Genomic DNA, 20290 nt, shown 5'->3' with positions numbered 1-20290 from the left:
GACGAATAAAAATAATTAGTGTATGTTTTGTAATGTAAATAAAAGTTTTGTATAACAAAACCATAAAGGAGAGAAAGAAATGAATCAACATATTGGTAACTTAATTATTCGTATCGTGTTAGGGGTAACGTTCTTTATGCACGGTTTAACAAAATTCCAATCAGGAATTGACAATATTGCAGGGTGGTTTACAAGCATTGGTTTACCAGGAGGACTTGCATACGGTGTAGCAACAGTTGAATTAGTTGGAGGTCTATTGTTAATTCTAGGTTTAGGCGTAAGGTATATTGGCTTATTATTTGCACTTGTTATGGTTGGAGCGATTGTGAAAGTAAAATGGTCAGCTGGTTTGTTAGGAGACGGGAAAAATCCTGGATTTGAGTTAGAACTTGCATTATTAGCGATGGGTGCTTACTTATTTGTTGCGAAAGCTAATGGTTTTGTAGATGATTTCTTAAAAGAGAAAATGTTAAAGAAGAATTAATTAAAATGGGGGTATAACAAAATGGGCTTTCCACTTCATCCCGAAACAACACTTGGGGTTGTTCATTTATATGTATCAAATTTAAAGAAATCGCTAGAGTTTTATACAGAAGTATTGCGTATGAAGGTACTGGAAGAAAAAAGTACAATCGTTACGTTTGGTAATGAGGACAATGAGCCACTTCTCATAATAGAAGAAAAGGAAGACGCTCTTCCGAAGCAAAGAGGTCGAACTGGTTTATATCACTATGCAATTTTATTACCAAACAGACAAGACTTAGCAAATATTCTTCGTCATTTTGTTGAGAGAGTACACCCATTACATGGTGGGGCTGACCATTACTTTAGTGAAGCTCTTTATTTAGCTGATCCAGATGGAAACGGGATTGAAATTTATCATGATCGCCAAAAAGAAGTTTGGCATGATGAAAATGGAGAGCTACCATTTGTTAGTAACCCGTTAGACGGCGAAGGATTATTACAGCAAGGAAGTACATGGAATGGGTTCCCGGCTGGTACTGTGATGGGGCACATTCATTTACATGTAGCTGACTTAGAAGAAGCGAAACGTTTCTATGTTGATGGCCTTGGTTTTGATGTAACGATTCCAGCTCGTAATGGAGCGTTGTTCGTATCAGCAGGTGGTTATCATCACCATATCGGTTTAAATACATGGCAGGGTGAAGGTATACCACCACAAATGCCAAATTCCGTTGGTTTGAAATATTTCACAATTGTACTAGCAGATGAAAAACAAAAAGAGCAAGTGTGTGAAAGTTTAAAATATATTGGCGTAGTTGCTACGTATAAAGATGGAATATTACAGGCCAAGGATCCGTTTGGACATTGTATACATTTTAAAGTGAAAGGAGAAGCCTAAAAAGGCTTCTCTTTTTTCACTTTCTTATAATAGCTTTTTCATTTTGTAAAAATAGGTCATCAAATTGCTTTGCAAGGTCAAAATCTAGTTTCGTTAAACCTTTTGCATTCCATGATGACAAAGTAATAATGACTGCTTTATACTGGATAAGGATAAATGGGTGGTGATTATGTTCTTCTGATAGTTTGGCGGCTTCAGAGACAAATTCGACTCCTTTTAAGTAGTCGGAAAACATATATTTTCTTTCAATCCATTTTTCATCTTTCACTGTCCATTTATCCAGCTTTGTTAATTCCTCTTGTACTTCTTCATTAGTTAATCGTAGCATCATTTTTCACATCCTTTACCTGCAGTAACGCAAGACCATTGTTAATAAGACGTGTTACAGATTCTTCAGTTGTGAAAGTAGAAAGTTGTTGTAATAATGCTGCTGATGCTTCGTGACCTTTGTTATGTTCTAAAAGCAATTCTAAAATTTCAAGACGAAGCAACCATTCTTTCGGATAAAATTTATTTAATACTTCTTGAATAGCTATTAATTGATCAGTATGAGTATCGTGTAAAATACTATCGTTACGTATATCTCGAACTGTTTGATACATACGTTCAAGCTTATTCAGTACAAGTGGATCAGGCGTTTCTTGTACTTCTTCATTCATCGGGAAAAATGCAGCCGCATCTGCCGCTCCTGGGAATACAGAAGTGATTTGTGAGCCGACAGCCATATCAAATGCTCCCCATGAAGGATCAAATAATAAGCGATCTTTATGAGTAACTGCACAATTTATAAAGGAGATAAGAGCAATTTTTTTATCATTCTTTACAATGTCTGTTACTGTTCCTTTTACATGAATGCCACTTGCAAAAGTAAACTCTGCACTGCTTCCAATTGTAATGCCTAATGATTGTAATTGTTCTTCTGTACAATTTTCTAATGCAATATCTCCATCTAGTAATCCGATTGGTGTCCCGAATCCATCGCTGTGCACAGATGTAGAATGATTTGCTAGTTGTTTATTATGAATTGCTAATGCAGTTGGTGAGCTTGTTCGTGTGTAAATAACTTCACCAGTATCATTTTTAATTGTCTCTGTAAATGTACCCGTAATTTGTAATCCACTACTTAGCTCAGTTGTAGCATGATTTTCGGAGCGGATTGCTTTTTCTAATCCTTCTGTTCCACCTGTTTTAAATGCCATCGTTGTAGAGAACTGCTCAAGGGCCTCAGTCAATTCTTCAAATGATTCACAAACAAATAGCTGTGGTTGCATTTTTGTTACATCATAAGTTGTCCCGGTGCAAGCTTCAATTGAGAATGGGACTTTCTTTACAGCGTTTGTTAAGCACTGCTTACTTTCACCGACAGAGGAAAGGAGACCAGCACCGTAAATTTTCGGATCATTTATATTGCCGATTAAGCCGTATTCCACTGTCCACCAGAATAAACGTGAAATTTGTTCTGCTTCTGATAAACCAGAAACTAAGTTTTGTTTTTCGATTACAGCATTTTCAGCAACTGCAACTTCTTCAGGTGTAGAAGTAGGGCTTTCTTTTACGATCGTTAATGTACGAACGGCTTCAAAAGCATCATGTTCTTCTTTTGTGGAGAAAGCTTTCGCTCCAATTTGTCCAAAGCGTTTCACATATTTTGCATATGTAGAATCAAGCAAAATCGGTGCGTGGCCTGCAGCTTCATGAACGATATCAGGAGCGGGTGTATACTCGATATTTTCTACTTTACGAATATCTGTTGCGATTGGTAGTAATCCATGACCTTGAAAATCGAAGAATGCGACGCCGGGAATAAGTCCGTCAATCGTTACGGCACCCCAGCCGCTTGGTGCTAAACAGTCATTCATTTCTTCTACTTTTGGAATTGCATCTATATTAATACCAGATGATTGTAGTCCGTTAACATAGGATGGATGAGCAACATCTTTTAAGAAGCTATGGTTTTGTCTCATAATGTAACGCCAAACAGCGTGATTCACCGGTGTGTATTGATCATAATGCTGTGTGGATACGAATGGTTTTAAATGTGATGGAATTTCTTTTTTCTTTGTCATTTAGACGTCCTCCTTTTTCTCTATAAAAATGAATACCAGTTTTGTATAGCTTGTACCACCTCCTTTCAGAATTGTAAGCGCTTATAAAATTTTATCATAACATTCGAAATTCTTTAACAACTGTTTGCGTGAGAAATAGAAAAATCCCCTATCGGAAAATCCGATAGGGGCGAAAAAATCGCGGTACCACCCTATTTGTAAGTGAAAATATACTTACATCTCAACTAATGATAACGGAAAAATTCCGTCTTTTCCTTCATGCATAAAAGCACTACGAAAAAGAAGCTCCAGAATTGTAATTCGTACTTATATATGTGCTAATTTCCACCGATCATTAGCTCTCTGAAACAGGGATACAAGATACTACTGCGATTCTTTCAACGCGTATATATGAAGTTATTTAAAAGGGAAGGACGCAAAAAAGCCCCTATCGGAAAATCCGATAGGGACGATAAAAATCGCGGTACCACCCTATTTGTAAACAATTAATTGTTTACCACTTACTTTAAGATAACGGAAAGATCCGTCTTTCTCTTCATGCATAAAAAGCATTACGGGAAAGAAGCTCCAGAATTGTAATTCACGCTTGTATATGTACTGATTCGCACCAACCATCAGTTCTCTGAGACAGGGATATAAGTCGCTACTAGTATTCCTTCAAAGCCGATATATAATTCGTTCAACTAAACTATGTTTTGTATTATAAAACTATATTTAAAAGCTTGTCAACAATAATTTTATTATCTCACTTCTAAATCGACGTTTAAATTAGACTTATTTCCAGCTGCATCGGTTGCTACAATATGAATTATATTTTTTCCTTGTTGTAATTGGTTACGATCGAAGTAAATGTCGTAACTTTTCTCCCAAGGGTTCAGGAACGCACTTTCCCACACGCCATTTCCGTTAATTTCATATTGTATCGTTACTGGATGTCCTGGAGCAACCCATCCAGATTCTGTCATCCAATCTAAAAGTATATCATCTACTTTCCCTCTAATTACGAGGTTTTCTTGATCTACTTCAGACGATAACTTCGGTGCAGTACGATCGACAAATACAGCTCCTGTTTGCTTTGTTTCTCCACCAGAGTTAGAAGCAACAGCTTCGATTTGGTATAAGCCATCAGGTAGAGGAGATCCGTCAGTTTTCGTACCATTCCATTTGAAAGATTTATAACCAGGTGTTTCATTTTTCCCTTGATGTATCATGCCTTGATATGCTACACGGTCTTTCGTAATTAAATTAGCGTGAAATGTTACATCCTCAACTGGTGTAACTAAATAGTAATTGATCAGGTTGTCATCTAGTATTTTGTCATTATTTGGACTGAAAGTAGAATTAACGATTTCAAGGCCATCAATACGCTTGTATTCTTTCGGATCGATGCTAAATGTAAATGGAATACGCATTTCTTCAGTCTTCCCTTGCTCTTTTACATATAGATTTCCTGTATATACACCTTGTGGTAAGGAGCTATCTACAGTAATAGTAAAAGGCTTTTCGATGTTACTATTAGGTTTCATACTAATAGAAGAAGAGAAAGAAGTCTGGACTTTTGTTTTTGTATCTAGTAATTCAATACGAGTTGAAAAGTTTTTCTTTTTGTTAGAAAGATTTTGTAACGTAACATTTTGTGTTAACTTCACTTTACCGCTATTAGGTTTAATAAGACCGAAACTTACATTGTTAGGTTTCACTAATGCATCTGTTTGAGCGGCTTTTGGAATGTTAATTAAACCAGAGCCTTGTGCCATAACAGGATATGTATTTTCATTGACATCCTTTAATGTTTTTGCAGTATTGGCAAGAGCTGCTTTCAATTGTTCTGTCGTCCAATCAGGGTGCATTTGACGGAGTAGGGCAACAGCTCCTGTTACTTGCGGCGCAGCCATACTTGTCCCGTTGTGAGATTCATAGCCACCTCCCGGCACTGTACTAGTAATTTTCACTCCAGGTGCAACTATATCAGGTCTTATAAGCCAACTACCTTGTGATGGTCCTCTTGAACTAAAGTTACCAATAAGTTCTGTTTGCTTTGGTTGTCCAATTTTTATATTTTTCTTTCGTTTTGTAATTAAAGTTTTTAACTCTTCGCCATTTGTATTTGATAGTTGCATAACTGGAAGAGCTACATCTTCACGTGCAAAATATTCGGGCATAATATTAATTTCTTTTTCGTTAGAAATTAGTAGCACGCCAAGAGCGCCAGCTTGTTTCGCTTGTTCTGCTTTTACTAATGTGCTCGAAGTTCCTTGTAAAACAAGGGCGAACTTACCTTTTACATCTTGTTTAGCGTAATCGCTTGAATTACCGTAGCCAACATAGACAAGCTGAGCATCGTTTCCTACTTGGAAGTCTGCTTTTGATAACGGTAATCCTTGGTAAGATTTATTGGAACCAGCTACTTGGAATGTTGGAAATGGAATAGAAACTGTAGATGCTCCAACAGAGATGACACTACCTGCGTTACCAGGAGCGTCAACAGACCAAGGTTTTGGTCCATCATTTCCATTTGAGACGACCGCAGTAACACCAAGTTTTGCTGCGCGTTCTAACGTCATTGTTACAGGTTGATCAGGTACATTCAAATCTTGACCAAGAGATAGATTTAAAACATCGGCACCATCTTGAATAGCGCGCTCAATACCTTGAATAATATCTTCGGTCGTACCAGTACCACCATCATTCATGACACGGTAAGCAAGTATAGAAGCATTCGGAGCAATCCCCTTTATTTTTCCGTTACCAGCAATAATTCCTGCAACATGGGTACCGTGAACGTTTCCATCCATCGGATCATTATCCTCATCGACTGTATCATAGCCACCGATATAATTTGCTTGTAAATCAGGATGGGTATAGTCGACACCTGAATCGATAATAGCGACTTTCATCCCTTTTCCATCAAGGGATTTGCCAGTCGGATCTTTTAAATTCCAAGCTTCAGGTGCACCAACTGTAGGGCCTCCAACGTTTGGTGTTTCTTGATCTGCTAGGCTTTTTGACGTTTCATGTAATTTATATGTTAAGTTCGGATAAATTGCTTTTACTTCAGGTAAAGAAGCTAGAGCGGCAATTTGATCCCCTGGGATAGAAATAGAAAATCCAGAAAATAACGTACTATACGTTTCTTTTATGGTTGCTTTCGGTGCTTTTTCTTTTATTTTCTCTGTTGTATCCTCTTGTGCTTTTTTTAGTTGTGCATGGTATGATTGCACATTGCTATTTTGTAGGTCCGGAGCATGTTGAATGTTACTTTGTGAAGCGAGTGGAGCATGTTGCAATTCTACAATAACTGAAATTTCTTTTGATGTTTTTGTTTCAACATTTTGCGCGATTTTGTTTTCTCCCCATTGTTCAATATTTACTTTTAACTGTGGGCTAAATTGCTTCTCTTTTTGCAGTGATTCATCATGGGCGCTTAATGCTCCAAAGCTCGAAAAGACGAGCGCCATACTTAATAGTGTTGATGTAGTTTTCTTCATTGAAACTCCCCTTAATAAAAAGTGCCAATTTTCTGAAAATAAATATTACATTTTTATCGTTAATTATAGGAACGGATGTTAGCTAAACTATACATTCGACATAATTCATACCAAACCTCTTTGAATTGAAAATTTCTTGGGAAATTTTTTGGAATTATGTCGAATGGATAATATTTGCATATATTAAGCGGAATATGAGGAATGCTAAAGGGGGAAATGGGGGTGATATATGAAAAGGTTTATAGTAAGTGGAATCGTGATTTTGTTCCTTTTTTTCTGTTCAAGTTCTATTACTAGCGCAGAAAACAATGGAGTAAAAGTTGCCTTTATTCGTAATCATAATCTTTGGATTAAAGTCGGTGAAAAAGAAAAACAAATTACAAAAGGAGAGTACATAACAGGGCCGAAATGGTCACACAATGGAGAATGGCTTGCATATGCAAAAGGAAAGAAGCGAAATCACTTTGAACTGTATCGGCTGAAAGATGGAAAGAAAGTTACGCCATCTCAATCAGAAGCATCGAATTATCAATGGTCACCAACAGAGAATATAATTGCATTTGTATTTGCACGCACATTAAATACATTTGATGCTGAAAAAAAGAAAGCAGATTTTGAAAACGTAGCTAATGGTGTAGGTGACTATGCATGGTATCCTGATGGTAAGAAGTTTCTTGTATCATCAGAAGCGTACTTGCTTCCAACAGGATGGACAGGTGCTCAGTTATATGAAATACAAAAGGATGCAAATATGAATCCTCATAAGATGAAACATTTATATGCACTACCGAATGAGCATGATGACTTTTTAGCATTAGTTGGAAGTGGATTTAAGTGGTCGCCAGATCAAAAATGGATTTCGTTTTTGGCAGTACCAACAGCTTCTTTGTCAGCTGATGGTAATACCCTTTGCTTAATTCGAGCAGAGGGCAGTCGTTTTGAAACAGTAGATCAAATGTTATTAAACACACAATGGTTCAAATGGGCGCCATCAAAGAATATATTAGCCTATATTGAAGGAAGCGGGAGAGTGGCTTTAGAGAATAAGCATTTAAAAATAAAAGAATTGCCGGCTCTCCAGCAAAATACATTTACTCCAAAAGGCTATGTTGATTGGGATTTCACATGGAAGAACGATAATGTAATTATCGTTTCAAGGGCAAAGGAAGCAGAGCTATCGGTCCCTCTAGAAAAAAGACCACTACCATCTTTATATGAAATAAATAGTACAACAGATGAACAACATCAAATTACAAAGCCATTAAATAGCCAAGGCGATTATAACCCTATTTTTAGTAAGAAAAGCAACCAATTAATGTGGCTCCGTTCAAATCGTAAGAAAGCTGATGTATGGCTTGCTCATAGCGATGGAAAACATGAAAAGAAGTGGATTGAAAATATAGATGTGCCAGAGTGGTATTATGAGAAATGGAATTGGGAAGATGTCGTTTCGGTTAAAGACGAGTAAAAAACCTGCCTAAAATATAATTTTCAGGCAGGTTTTTCAATGTTATTTATGTGTTTTATTTGGCTTTTTTTTCGCAGGGTTTCCGTTCCCTTGGCGCTTTCTATTTTGTTCATCTTTTGCTTGTTTTTCATGTAATGTATCTAAAAAGTCATTTGAGTTACTCATTTTTATATCTCTCCTTTTTTCATTGCGTCCTAGTTACTATAACCATTTAGGAGGATAATCATGAGATAAAAGTTAAGCGCTTAGTTTTCTTCGGTAGTATAAGTAAAATAGTCCATACGTAATGAATAACATAAGTAAAACTTGTAACTCTACATTTTCTTTTAAAATAGTTGTGACAGAAGATGGTAAGTAAGGTGATGTATCGCTCGTTCCTGAACCTAACCATTTGTTTAAGAGGTTAATGATACAAAATATGAAAACACCGGACCAGCTTGCGATAATTGCTTTTTGTTTAATTTTTGTTTCACGCTCATCATCTGTAATCCAAGGATTAGCAGTTTTATCACTATTAAAAAAGCCATTTATGTATCCACATATGATCATTCCCATAAAGACGATAATCCATTTCATATTTGTAATCCTCCTCTTCTTGTAAAAAGTATTTTACATATATAATTGTAATATTTTCCAAACGTTGATATCAAACACTTTTTACATTCTGCTTTTTAAAATAGCAGGAGTAAAGAAAAAAATAGGGAAGAAATATGTGAGACTATTTCCTAGTGAGAGGAAGAGGAGAATGAAACTTATTTTTGTTCGGCATGGTGAAGGTGAACATACGAAAGATTTACCATTAAGTTTACAAGCAGTGAATCCGCCATTGACGGGCGTGGGAAAGAAGCAGGCTAAATTGCTTCAGTGCGATGTACCATTACAAGAAAAGGATATATTAATTGCTAGTCCTACACTTCGAACTTTACAAACTGCGACAATATGGAGTGCGGAAGTTGCTTGTCAAAAAATTGTTCACCCATATATATCCCCGCGTATTTTTCCTTATCGGGAATCCGCTAAAACATTACCGTGCGATCAATTGTTAGATCGAAAGATAATACAAAATTTATTTCCACATTTTTCATTAGAAAAAAGTAGAAATGAATTGTTATGGAATGAGGGAGTCAATATCATCTCGGAGATGGAATTTCAGCAAATAGTAGATGAATTTCTGCACTGGTGCTATCAGTTAAAAGCAGAAAAAATTTGTATCGTTGCACACGATGGAACAATTACAGCGTATAGGCAATATTTACAGAAAGTCGCTTTAACTAGAGCTGATTTTTTGAAAGAAACGGGTATATATGAAATGGACTTATAGGAGAGAAAATTTGTAATGGAAGAGCTAGGAGAAGATGTGTACGACTTAAATGGGCCGGGAGTATACTTTAGCGTAGCAGAAATTAAGTAATATGCAAAATTGCATATTACACATATTGTAAATGGTTGGTATAAGTTTGGGGAGTTGAAACTAGTAGAATCCTTTTTACATAGTGGTGTAAAATCATATGTTGGATTGATAGATTATGTAGATGGAAATGTAGCACTTATGTTTACAATACGCCTATTTTACGGGTTTATTAACCATGACAAAACGTTAGAAGAAGTTGTTCGAGAAGCGAGATTAACCGATGAGGAGACATGTACATTTCGAGTATATAAACAATATGAAACGGATTTATTCTATATTCGAATGAATGCGTTTCACATTTAACTCACAGTTTTTTTACATTTTCTTCAATGAAAATGATTATCACCTGTGGTATGATATGTTCAAGTTTTTACAGGTAATAAAAGTTACTATATAAACGTTAGTATGTAATGTTTTTTATGTATGTCACAAATTATTCACGATTAACGTTTTAAAAGTAAGTAACTAATGTTATTATATTATCTGTAACTGATTTAATTACAACTTTAGGAGGAAGATATGATTATTCAATTTTTAAGAGAAAACAAAGCAGTTTCTTTTGTATTAGCGATAATTCGAGTGTATCTTGGTTACACATGGGTAATGGCTGGAATCGGTAAACTACAAGGGAAAGGCTTCGATGCAACTGGTTATTTACAAGGTGCAATTGAAAAATCTAAAGGAGCACAACCAGCTGTTCAATCTTGGTGGGCATCATTCTTACAAGATTTTGCAATTCCAAACGTTGATTTATTTAATACACTTGTGACGTGGGGAGAAATTTTAGTCGGAATTGGTTTAATTGTAGGCTGTTTAACAAAAACAGCGGTCTTTTTCGGTCTTGTAATGAACTTTTCCTATATGTTTAGTGGGTCAATTGGTGTAAACCCTGAAATGGTTATCTTATCCATGTTCGTTCTTGTTTCTGGTATGAATGCTGGAAAACTTGGAATTGATGGCTTAGTTATTCCAAAAGTACTAGGATCAAAAATTCAAAAACGCCAAAAGCAAGCTGCTTAATATATGAAAACGGGTATCTCAAAATGAGATACCCGTTTATTTTTCAGCACTTATAGGATTTTTCTCGAAGAAATCTTTTACATACCCTACAAATTCTTGTGGCTCTTGACGAAATGGAGCATGATAACCTTTTTCAATAATATGGAAAGTGCTGTTTTTTAAGAATTGATGATAAGTTTCTCCTTCTTTCCAAGAAACGCTACTATCATTTCTTCCCCATATAATTAAAGTTGGTTGCTTGATTTCAGTTGCATTGATTTTAAGACGCCTAGGCCATAATTTCATTTTATTATAATGCTCTTCATCATTACGCTTGAATTTAACTTTGCTCTCATCATAATCTGCAATAGAAGAAACGGCACTTAAATCAGTCGACAACTTTGGTTTTGGTGAACCTTGTTTATTAACGAACGTATGAGGGCCGCCTGTAGCATCAGTTAAAATAAGGTGGGTAACCGCTTCGGGGTATAAATATGTTAAATTAAGAGAAATTTCTCCGCCCATAGAATGTCCCAGTATTGCGAATGAGTCATACCCTAATTTTTTCATTAACTTATAATACAAATTTGCATGAGTTGGGAAAGAATAATAAAAATCCATCGGTTTAGAGGAACGTCCGAATCCTAAAGCATCAACAGAAATAATCGTATGATCTTTTGCTAAATCTGAGTAAACCTTTTGAAAACCATTGGATGATCCTCCAAATCCATGGATCATAAGTAAAGGTGGTTTTTCATCACCAATCTTTTTAAAGTAAATCGTTTGACCATCTATCTCTACCATTTTTTCCTCGGTAGCTAGTTTCGCTGTAATTGTATTTTTAACTTGTTTTACTTGTTCTACTGGCTTTTCTGCTGCACTACATCCTACTAATAGTGTAAGAGTAAGACAACCTACCATAAAATAGCTAAATCGCTTCAATTAGGTGTCCCCTTTCTAACATAACGCTGCATCTATCATAGCAAATAGTATATTACGATTTCCAGGAAGTTGATTACCGTTCTTTATCATAAGAGGTGAAAGGAGCGTTTCCTGGAAATTTTCTGTTTGAAGAAATTGACGGAAAATGAATTGTGAGTGAGGAACATCAATGCGTATTGTCCCATTCCACGAGTTGCAAATTATTTCTAATAACTGAATAGCGTCTTTTTCTTTTTTTGAAATAAGCGGAGTGATACATAGTACATTTCCTTTTTGTATGCATAAAGCAAAAGCATCTATTTGATTATCCCGCTCTATTTTAAAGGAGTAAGTTGCTCTCGATAGTAGTGATAAATAAAGCTTAGAACGATCTGCACCAGTCGCAGTTTGATCAAGAAAAATGAGAGATTGAAGATCGGCTTGCTGAATTTGTTTTATGGGAAAAGAATTTGTACTTATATGAGCCGCTTGTTTTTCGAAACGATGAATTGTTGTTATTGATTGAAATCCATAAGATTCATATAAGGATTCACCAGCTTTTGTTGCAATGAGCGTAATAGGGAGCGATGGATAAGTTACTTTTAAGCTATTGTTTAACAAAATACGGCCAATTCCTTTTCTTTGAAAATCAGGATGCACGATTAACATACCGATAGAAGAAAATCCAGGGGCAAACGAAAAGACCCCGCCCGCTGCAATAAGTTTATTCTCATGTACATAGCCAAAAATTGTGCCAATGGAAAGGTACATATGGAATTGCTCTTTCATAAAACTCTCATACTGTAACCACCCAACTGATTCGCAAAGAGAGAGTAAATCTGGAATGGAAGATTCGTCTAGTTTTACTGTTTTCATAAAGTTCACCATATTTCTATTTAAATTAGAAAAAATAAGAATAATATTAAGAAATGTAAAATAATAGGTTCGTATTAAAAGAAATCCAACATGTTTATATTTATCTTTGTAAAGGGGAGTATGCTTGATATGAAAAGACAAACTTATACAAATTATAACTTAAATTTACATAAGTTAACAAAAAATTTACATATAACTCATTTTCTCTTAACAGTCTTCTATTAAATTTGATAGTGGGAAATGAATAACCTAATTAGGGGGACAAGACAGTGAAAAAGTTTGTAAAAAAAGCATGGCCATTTGCAGTTGTGGCGTCGTTAGCAGTTACTTCGGTAGCAACATGGAATTTTACGCGTTCTAGTGAGGTTAATGCAGATGAGAACGGAAACAATGCAAAAATTAAAAATGTCATTGTATTAATTGGGGACGGTATGGGGCCTTCATATATGACAGCTCATCGTTATATGAAAGATAATCCAAAAACATTTGAGATGGAATCTACAGAATTTGATAAGCATCTTGTAGGAACACAAAAAACATATCCAGAAGATGAACATGAAAATATTACAGACTCTGCATCGGCAGCTACTGCGATGTCAGCAGGTATAAAAACATATAACGCAGCTATTGCAGTAGATAATGATAAAGCTGAAGTGAAAACAGTATTGGAGCAAGCGAAAGAAAAAGGGAAGTCAACGGGACTCGTTGCAACTTCTGAAATTACGCATGCAACACCAGCTGCATTCGGTGCACATGATATTAGTCGTAAAAATATGGACGCAATTGCAAATGATTACTTTGATGAAAAAATTAAAGGTAAGCATAAAATAGATGTTATGCTTGGCGGGGGCGTAAAGAACTTTGTTAGAAAAGACCGCAATCTTACAGAAGAATTTAAGCAGTCTGGTTATAGTTATGTAACAGATCGTAATCAATTATTAAATGATAAAAGCGATCAAGTTCTTGGCTTATTTGCACCAGGTGGTTTAGACAAAATGATTGACCGTACTGACAAAACACCTTCATTAGAAGAGATGACAAATGCAGCGATTGAGCGCTTGAACAAAAATAAAGACGGTTTCTTCTTAATGGTCGAAGGTAGTCAAATTGATTGGGCTGGACATGATAATGATATTGTCGGTGCAATGAGTGAAATGGAAGACTTCGAAAAAGCGTTTAAAGCAGCAATTGAGTTTGCGAAAAAAGATAAGAACACATTAGTTGTTGCAACTGCAGATCATTCTACTGGCGGATTATCTTTAGGTGCGAATGGTGAGTATAATTTTAAAGTAGATCCGATTAAAGCTGCGAAACGTACGCCAGACTTTATGGCAAGTGAGATTGTAAAAGGTGCAAATGTAGAAGAAACATTGAAAAAGTATATTGATCTACAATTAACACCAGAAGAAATTAAAGCTGTAAATGATATAGCTCCATCAAAAGATGTAACAAAGATTGATAATGCAATTGAAGATATCTTCAATAAGCGTTCGGTTACAGGTTGGACAACGGGTGGACATACAGGTGAAGATGTGAACGTATATGCATTCGGACCAGGTAAATACTTATTCTCTGGCGTTCAAGAGAATACAAATATAGCTAAACGTGTCTTTGACATCGTTGGCGGTGGCGATCCGAATAAAGGAAGACGCTAATTATAAATGAAAGTGAGGCGAAATGCCTCACTTTTCTTTTTAGGAGATGGAAAGATGAGATTTTTTTTAGGGAAATTAAGATTCCTTCTAGTATTCGTATTATTGCTAGTTGGATGTCAATCTCAAGAGAATAATATAGAACAAAAATCTGCTGGGAAAACTGAGGAAAAGGTACATATAACGAAAGAAGAAGAGAAATCCATTCAAGATGTTATTGAGGCATTTGTACGGACGACGAATGAAAAAAATCTTGCTGAGCATATGGAGTTATTTTCAAAGAAGATGCCTAGTGCTGAAGACTTAAAAACACAAAAGGAAGCGGCATTTCAAAAGGGAAATAAGAAAATAGAATTGGAACATATGAATATGAAAGCTCTTAAAGGTGGGCTTGTTATTGTTGAAACGGAGGAAAAAGAAGTAGATGGAGGGGTTACTCTCCAAAAGAAAATGCAGTATGCACTTGGAAAAGAAGACGAAGGGTGGAAGATTGAAGAGGTTCGTACGATAGAGAAGAAATAAAAAGGTTCTCATAGGAGAGAACCTTTTTATAGTGGTAATAAAATTTGATTTGAACATGCTTCAATGTCATCAATATCTTGACGGATTGTTGCCATCTTATTATCGAGGTCTTCAGCTTTCATAGCAGCGTCATGTAGTTCATCTTTCAAATAGTCAGGTATATTTCCTTCATATTTGTAGTAAAGTTTATGTTCTAAACTTGCCCAAAAGTCCATGGCAAGTGTACGTAATTGAATTTCTGCAAAGACATCTTTCGTACCAGAATTTAGTGACAATGGATATTTAATAATCATATGCAAACTTTTATAGCCATTTCCTTTTGGATTAGCAATATAATCTTTTACTTCTACAATTTCCATGTCTCCACGATTTTCAATAACTTCTTTTAAATGATAAATATCTTCTACAAAGCAACATGTAATACGGATGCCAATAATATCTTGTAATTGTGTTTGAGCATTTTCAACTGTTGGTGATAAGTTTTTACGCTCAAGCTTCCTAATGATACTTTCGGGTTGTTTAAGTCTTGTTTTTATATGTTCAAACGGGTTGTAGTCTTCTAAAAATTGAGCTTCCCGGTTCATAATTTCAAATTTAGTTTTTAACTCTTCTAAAGCGAATGTATAAGGTAATACAAAAGCTTTCCAGTAGTTAACTGTTGATTGGTTATATTCCATTTCTATACACACCTTTTCTTATTTACAAGTGAAGTTGTTATTATACTAAACACCAAATCATGTAGGCGCAAGCAGCAAATGATGAGATCATAAAGCGATATTTAGTTTTCATCTTTTCAACCCCTTTCAAATGAAATTATATATGAATAAACGTCATTGTTAGTAATTTCACTATGTACAATTCTTATAGTAATAGATTCATGTGAAATTCGTATGAACTAATTGTTTCAGCTTTTTGTCTTTTTGCTAATGAATTTTGGTTTTGTTTGTTATAATTACCTTAAATTGTAATAAAGGAGAGGGTATGATGAATCCAAAAGATAAAAAAAGAAAAGAGCAAGTGGCCCATATTATTGAAATTCCAGATGAATATAGGCTTGTTGTAGATGATCAAGAAGGAGTGGATGATCCGTATCATCTATTATGGTGGGGGCATAAAGAGGATGAGGAGAAAAAGATACAAATTACATTAAATAGGCATACTGGTAATTTATTCGAATTCAGGATAGATGATGAAAATTATTTTTCGAGTGATAAAGAAGTGATAGAGGAGAATAAGGCAAGAGAGATTGCAAATGTATTTATAAAAAAATATGTGGAAGAAGAATTAGAATTTTATACATATGTGTCAGTTAAGGATGACTGGCGTGGTTGGAAAGAAATAAATTATATGCAGGAAGTGAATGGATATCCATTGCCGAATACAGGATGTGTTGTGCGAATTCATCCTTCAGGTAATGTTGTGCATTTTCATTACAATGGACAAAAAGCTATAGGGAAAAAACCGTTATGGCCAATTGAAATTGTTGAGGAGAACGTCGTTTTAGAAACTTTGAGAGCTAGACAAGATATGAGACTTGTATTTGTGGATTTAACACATTCTTCATGTAAATATGAAAATGGTGAGGAAGTAAAAGGCTATCATCTTGTATATGAACCAGAACCTAGTCATGCGTTTATTGATGCAAGTACAGGTAAAGATTTATTTGACCCAGATCATTATAAATTGCCTCCAACTGTAGCTGTTGAAAAACCGAAAAAAGGTAGTCAACAAGATGATATATTCGATTTATTTGACTGGGATAAAGAAAGTTTTACAAAAGTGGCTGAGACAGAAAATGAAGATGGAATAAGGATGAAATTTGTTTCGAAAGAGGAATTACAAAAACAGAAAGAAGAAAAGAATCCATATTTAATGAATGAATTCTTTAAAAAGCATTTACCGATGTTAAAATATAATAATTTAGTTGGCATTACGATTGATAAATCAACCAAGGAATTAATTGGTTTTATAAAACTGGCAGACGATAAAGAAGTAAAACAAATACTGTCTAGAGAGGAATGTTTACAAAAAGCACTTCAATTTTTAGAACATGTTATTCCAGATGTTACACAATATCTTCGCCTTTGGGATGAACGTGACGAAGATGAAGGGATTGAAAGATTTGTCTTTTCAGTATATGTGAATGAAATTCCGGTAGAGTATAGGGAATTCATGGTCAACATTAATACAGAAAATGGTGCTGTGATGCATTACTCGGGAAAACCTAGCAATATAATAAAAGAGTTACTTGCACATGAAACAGCACAAAAAGTAACAAAAGAAAAAGCGTTAGAAATATATAAAGAGGTCATTCGAGTAAAATTAGAATGGTGTATAGATCATGATGCAGAGGAAATGAAATATAAACTGCTGTATAAACAAACGAGAAGTGAAAATCATAAAGAATCCGTCGATTGTAGTCGGAAAATTCGTTACATAGATGCGCATACTGGAGAGAAAATTTGGAGTGAATATTAGTAAAAGCCAATCGATACGTTTCGATTGGCTTTTACTATGTTTATAGAAAAATTTAATGATTAGCGTTGAGTGGTTTAAGAATGCCATTAAGTTAAGAGTTCCATATTTACATCGTACAGACACAAACAACCTCAAGCCCACATACACATAGTAAAGACCACTATTTTGGCGGAGGTGAAAGGTTTGAGTCTATTCGCCGCAATTGGATATATGGTTCGAGAAGTGTTTGTATTTGTTTCTTATGTGAAGAACAATGCGTTCCCGCAGCCGTTATCATCAGATGATGAGAGAAAGTACTTAGAGTTAATGGAGCAAGGTGATGCTCAAGCGAGAAATCTTTTAATTGAACATAATTTACGGCTTGTAGCTCATATTGTTAAGAAATTCGAAAACACTGGTGAAGATGCAGAAGATTTAATTTCAATTGGTACCATTGGGCTTATTAAAGCGATTGAAAGCTATTCAGCAGGGAAAGGAACTAAGCTTGCAACATATGCAGCGCGCTGTATCGAAAATGAAATTTTGATGCATTTACGTGTGCTGAAGAAAACGAAAAAAGACGTTTCACTTCATGATCCGATTGGGCAAGATAAAGAGGGTAATGAAATATCGCTTATTGATATATTAAAATCAGAATCTGAAGATGTAATTGATATGATTCAGCTTAGTATGGAGTTAGAAAAAATTAAAGAGTATATCGATATTTTGGACGAACGAGAGAAAGAAGTAATTGTGAAGCGTTTTGGACTTGGGCTTGATAAAGAGAAAACACAGAGGGAGATTGCGAAGGCACTCGGTATTTCAAGAAGCTACGTATCGCGAATTGAAAAGCGTGCTTTAATGAAAATGTTCCATGAATTTGTGCGGGCTGAGAAAGAGAAAAAAGCAAAAGAATAATGTGTATTGTAAGCAGCTACACTTTAAAAGTGGCTGCTTTTCTTTCGGGAAAACGGAAAGAAAACGAGCTGTTCTAAGAAGAAATACATGTTCACTGTTGAAAATGGTGGGTTCTATCTGTAATATTAGAAGGTGCTAAACAATTTAAGAATAAAAATTATACTTAGTTTTTCTTCGTGTATAACGAGACGGCTCCATTCTATATGTGGGAATAAGAACCAATTTTACATATGATATAGAGAGAAAAGAAGGGGAAACTAAAGTTATAGGCTGATTAGGAGGTTTCGTAATTTGCGACGGACATTATATCGACTTATGATCGAACTTACAAATGGTCGTTTTACTTCTTATATATTACGTAAATTTGCACAATCTCGTTTGAGCTCTATCATTATTCCATCGTATGTGAAAGTTTTTCAAATTAATCAAGATGAGATGGAAAAGGGTTTGAAGGAATATGGAACATTGCATGATTTATTTACACGTAGGCTAAAAGAAGGAAAGCGTAGTATTGATACTGATGCATCGAGTATCGTTAGTCCTGTTGATGGTGTTTTTGCTGATCAAGGTCCTATTGAGGATACAAAAACATTCGATATAAAAGGAAAGCGTTATTCAATTGTGGATATGCTAGGTAATGAAGAGCGTGCAAAGCGATATGCAGGCGGTACATATATGGTGATTTATTTGAGTCCAAGTCATTATCATCGCATTCATAGCCCGCTTTCTGGCTCTGTGACTGAAAGATTTGTACTCGGTAGAAAATCATATCCGGTAAATGCAGCGGGTATGGAGTATGGGAAAGAACCATTGTCAAAAAATTATCGCTCTGTTACAGAAGTAAATAGTGACGGCGAACATATGGCACTTGTAAAAGTAGGTGCTATGTTTGTTAATAGTATCGAGCTCCTTCATGAAAGAAGTACTGTTCAAAAAGGTGAAGAGATGGCATACTTTACATTTGGCTCAACAGTTGTTTTATTATTTGAAAAAGATATGATTAAAGCAGTGCAGGAATTGACAAGTGGGCAAGAGCTGCGTCTTGGTGAAAAAATTGCAACCCGAGTATCTCATAAGTAAAGAAAAGGTTTTATAATATACTTATGAAGCTCTAATTAAGAAATGTGGACAAAGATGCTTAATGAAGAAATCCCCTAGATGGGAGTACTTGTTTATTCGAGAGCCATCGCAGGATGGCTCTTTTTACAGGTCAATCAGCAATCTATATGTACTCAAGAAGATTTGACGAGCTTGTCCTCTAACGAGCGTCTAATAATTTCTTGTTTTATAAGTAAAATGAAGTCGGGATTTAATTTTAGTTCTTTTGCTTTATAATAAGACTCAGTGAGTAAATCAGTAGATAACTGTTCCATATGTTTTGTTTTCAAGGTGAGTCACCTCCTAATAATATAAGGATTGATTCGTTGTTGCATTTAATGTACCAAAAAAATATGACAGTCACAAACAAGAGGTTATCCACATAACTCAGTGGATAAAATGTGGATAGATTGTTAGTAAATTCCAAATTGACTGAAAAATTAACGTGGAAAGTGTGTACAAGTTTATCCACAGGTTATCTATCGAAAAATGTTGTCGAAAAATTTTATGAAAAATCCTCAAAGAGGTGAAAGAAATTGAAGTTATTTTTACCAAATGAATATGTGAAAAATATATATCATATTCAACCAGAAGATTTGAAAAAACGTGGAATTAAAGGAGTTATTACTGATTTAGATAACACTTTAATTGAATGGGATCGTCCAAACGCAACGCCACAGCTTGAAGAGTGGTTTTTGAAAATGAAAGAAAATGATATTCAAGTAACGGTCGTTTCAAATAACAACGAGCAACGCGTTAAAGACTTCGCTGACCCATTAGGTATTCCGTTTATTCATAGTGCGCGCAAACCGTTTGTTCGCGCATTTAAGCGTGCGATACATGAGATGCACCTGCAGCCAGATGAAGTTGTAGTAATTGGAGATCAGTTACTAACGGATGTGCTCGGCGGGAATCGTGTGGGACTTCATACAATTTTAGTTGTACCGGTAGCGCAAACGGACGGATTGGTGACACGATTTAATCGAAAAATTGAACGAAGAATTATGAGAAACATGAAGAAAAAAGGCTTAATTAACTGGGAGGAATAAAG

General features: G+C 35.3%; 20 protein-coding genes, 1 pseudogene and 2 other annotated features. Of the genes and pseudogenes, 12 read left to right on the top strand and 9 right to left on the bottom strand.

Annotation, left to right across the window (positions count from 1 at the left end; translation table 11 throughout):
• Positions 1-79: 79 nt before the first annotated feature.
• Together NSQ08_RS20490 and NSQ08_RS20485 are read left to right on the top strand one after the other, a co-directional pair.
• Complete coding sequence (locus NSQ08_RS20490) at positions 80-484, top strand: DoxX family protein (protein ID WP_340778469.1); 405 nt, start codon at positions 80-82, stop codon at positions 482-484.
• Positions 485-505: 21 nt separating this feature from the next.
• Positions 506-1363, top strand: coding sequence for a VOC family protein (locus tag NSQ08_RS20485; protein ID WP_002015247.1), 858 nt, complete (start codon positions 506-508; stop codon positions 1361-1363).
• Between the two features lie 16 nt (positions 1364-1379).
• Here the strand turns inward: NSQ08_RS20485 and NSQ08_RS20480 are convergent, their stop codons facing one another.
• The 3 genes from NSQ08_RS20480 to NSQ08_RS20470 all read right to left on the bottom strand — a co-directional run bounded on the left by NSQ08_RS20480 (position 1380) and on the right by NSQ08_RS20470 (position 6917).
• Entirely contained in the window at positions 1380-1694 is a 315-nt protein-coding gene (locus NSQ08_RS20480; protein WP_002143198.1) for a 4a-hydroxytetrahydrobiopterin dehydratase, read from the bottom strand.
• A complete protein-coding gene (locus tag NSQ08_RS20475; protein ID WP_098635924.1) occupies positions 1675-3429 on the bottom strand; it encodes an aromatic amino acid hydroxylase in 1755 nt (584 codons plus the stop codon). Before NSQ08_RS20475 ends, NSQ08_RS20480 begins: the two co-directional genes overlap by 20 nt.
• Before the next feature lie 162 nt (positions 3430-3591).
• Positions 3592-3819 (bottom strand) — a binding site (T-box leader).
• Positions 3820-3870: 51 nt separating this feature from the next.
• Positions 3871-4099 (bottom strand) — a binding site (T-box leader).
• 70 nt (positions 4100-4169) lie between these two features.
• Positions 4170-6917 (bottom strand): S8 family peptidase, encoded by a 2748-nt coding sequence (locus tag NSQ08_RS20470; RefSeq protein WP_340778460.1) that lies wholly within the window; start codon positions 6915-6917, stop codon positions 4170-4172.
• 229 nt (positions 6918-7146) lie between these two features.
• Here NSQ08_RS20470 and NSQ08_RS20465 point away from each other — a divergent pair, with 229 nt between their 5' ends.
• The gene (locus tag NSQ08_RS20465; protein WP_340778455.1) at positions 7147-8385 is read left to right on the top strand and encodes a TolB family protein; all 1239 of its coding nucleotides are present in this window, start codon (positions 7147-7149) and stop codon (positions 8383-8385) included.
• Between the two features lie 42 nt (positions 8386-8427).
• Here NSQ08_RS20465 and NSQ08_RS20460 read toward each other — a convergent pair whose 3' ends face one another.
• Both NSQ08_RS20460 and NSQ08_RS20455 read right to left on the bottom strand, forming a co-directional pair.
• Positions 8428-8550: a DUF4023 domain-containing protein gene (locus tag NSQ08_RS20460; RefSeq protein WP_000071861.1), complete on the bottom strand. Its 123-nt coding sequence runs from the start codon at positions 8548-8550 to the stop codon at positions 8428-8430.
• A gap of 72 nt (positions 8551-8622) precedes the next feature.
• Positions 8623-8961 (bottom strand): hypothetical protein, encoded by a 339-nt coding sequence (locus tag NSQ08_RS20455; protein ID WP_002034089.1) that lies wholly within the window; start codon positions 8959-8961, stop codon positions 8623-8625.
• A 169-nt stretch (positions 8962-9130) separates the two neighbouring features.
• On the opposite strand from NSQ08_RS20455, the gene NSQ08_RS20450 reads away from it, so the two are divergent.
• From NSQ08_RS20450 to NSQ08_RS20440, 3 genes and pseudogenes are all read left to right on the top strand, one after another.
• Positions 9131-9706, top strand: coding sequence for a histidine phosphatase family protein (locus NSQ08_RS20450; protein ID WP_002034088.1), 576 nt, complete (start codon positions 9131-9133; stop codon positions 9704-9706).
• Positions 9707-10099 (top strand): annotated as a pseudogene (locus tag NSQ08_RS20445) (hypothetical protein); the annotation flags it as partial.
• Between the two features lie 216 nt (positions 10100-10315).
• Entirely contained in the window at positions 10316-10816 is a 501-nt protein-coding gene (locus tag NSQ08_RS20440) for a DoxX family protein (RefSeq protein WP_002015237.1), read from the top strand.
• A 36-nt stretch (positions 10817-10852) separates the two neighbouring features.
• Here the strand turns inward: NSQ08_RS20440 and NSQ08_RS20435 are convergent, their stop codons facing one another.
• Both NSQ08_RS20435 and NSQ08_RS20430 read right to left on the bottom strand, forming a co-directional pair.
• Complete coding sequence (locus NSQ08_RS20435) at positions 10853-11737, bottom strand: alpha/beta fold hydrolase (protein WP_340778451.1); 885 nt, start codon at positions 11735-11737, stop codon at positions 10853-10855.
• A 15-nt stretch (positions 11738-11752) separates the two neighbouring features.
• Positions 11753-12592, bottom strand: coding sequence for a GNAT family N-acetyltransferase (locus NSQ08_RS20430; RefSeq protein WP_201031802.1), 840 nt, complete (start codon positions 12590-12592; stop codon positions 11753-11755).
• Between the two features lie 269 nt (positions 12593-12861).
• On the opposite strand from NSQ08_RS20430, the gene NSQ08_RS20425 reads away from it, so the two are divergent.
• Both NSQ08_RS20425 and NSQ08_RS20420 read left to right on the top strand, forming a co-directional pair.
• Positions 12862-14247 (top strand): alkaline phosphatase, encoded by a 1386-nt coding sequence (locus NSQ08_RS20425; RefSeq protein WP_002034084.1) that lies wholly within the window; start codon positions 12862-12864, stop codon positions 14245-14247.
• A 54-nt stretch (positions 14248-14301) separates the two neighbouring features.
• Positions 14302-14766 (top strand): hypothetical protein, encoded by a 465-nt coding sequence (locus tag NSQ08_RS20420; protein ID WP_002143183.1) that lies wholly within the window; start codon positions 14302-14304, stop codon positions 14764-14766.
• A 26-nt stretch (positions 14767-14792) separates the two neighbouring features.
• Here the strand turns inward: NSQ08_RS20420 and NSQ08_RS20415 are convergent, their stop codons facing one another.
• A complete protein-coding gene (locus NSQ08_RS20415; RefSeq protein WP_002015229.1) occupies positions 14793-15443 on the bottom strand; it encodes a GTP pyrophosphokinase in 651 nt (216 codons plus the stop codon).
• 304 nt (positions 15444-15747) lie between these two features.
• On the opposite strand from NSQ08_RS20415, the gene NSQ08_RS20410 reads away from it, so the two are divergent.
• From NSQ08_RS20410 to NSQ08_RS20400, 3 genes are all read left to right on the top strand, one after another.
• Positions 15748-17244, top strand: coding sequence for a YcdB/YcdC domain-containing protein (locus tag NSQ08_RS20410; protein ID WP_340778439.1), 1497 nt, complete (start codon positions 15748-15750; stop codon positions 17242-17244).
• A 183-nt stretch (positions 17245-17427) separates the two neighbouring features.
• A complete protein-coding gene (gene sigK, locus NSQ08_RS20405) occupies positions 17428-18141 on the top strand; it encodes an RNA polymerase sporulation sigma factor SigK (protein ID WP_000051382.1) in 714 nt (237 codons plus the stop codon).
• A 291-nt stretch (positions 18142-18432) separates the two neighbouring features.
• A complete protein-coding gene (locus NSQ08_RS20400; RefSeq protein ID WP_002129166.1) occupies positions 18433-19221 on the top strand; it encodes a phosphatidylserine decarboxylase in 789 nt (262 codons plus the stop codon).
• 152 nt (positions 19222-19373) lie between these two features.
• On the opposite strand, the gene NSQ08_RS20395 is transcribed toward NSQ08_RS20400, so the two are convergent.
• Positions 19374-19529: a sporulation histidine kinase inhibitor Sda gene (locus NSQ08_RS20395; protein WP_002015226.1), complete on the bottom strand. Its 156-nt coding sequence runs from the start codon at positions 19527-19529 to the stop codon at positions 19374-19376.
• Positions 19530-19775: 246 nt separating this feature from the next.
• Between NSQ08_RS20395 and NSQ08_RS20390 the strand changes: the two genes are divergently transcribed.
• Positions 19776-20288, top strand: coding sequence for a YqeG family HAD IIIA-type phosphatase (locus NSQ08_RS20390; RefSeq protein ID WP_002015225.1), 513 nt, complete (start codon positions 19776-19778; stop codon positions 20286-20288).
• The last annotated feature ends 2 nt before the right edge of the window (positions 20289-20290 follow it).

It is taken from the genome of Bacillus sp. FSL E2-8887 (genome assembly GCF_038007205.1).
Lineage (GTDB): Bacteria > Bacillota > Bacilli > Bacillales > Bacillaceae_G > Bacillus_A > Bacillus_A mycoides.
The sequence above is the reverse complement of the archived record's forward strand: the minus strand, read 5'-3'. Positions and strand labels throughout refer to the sequence as shown.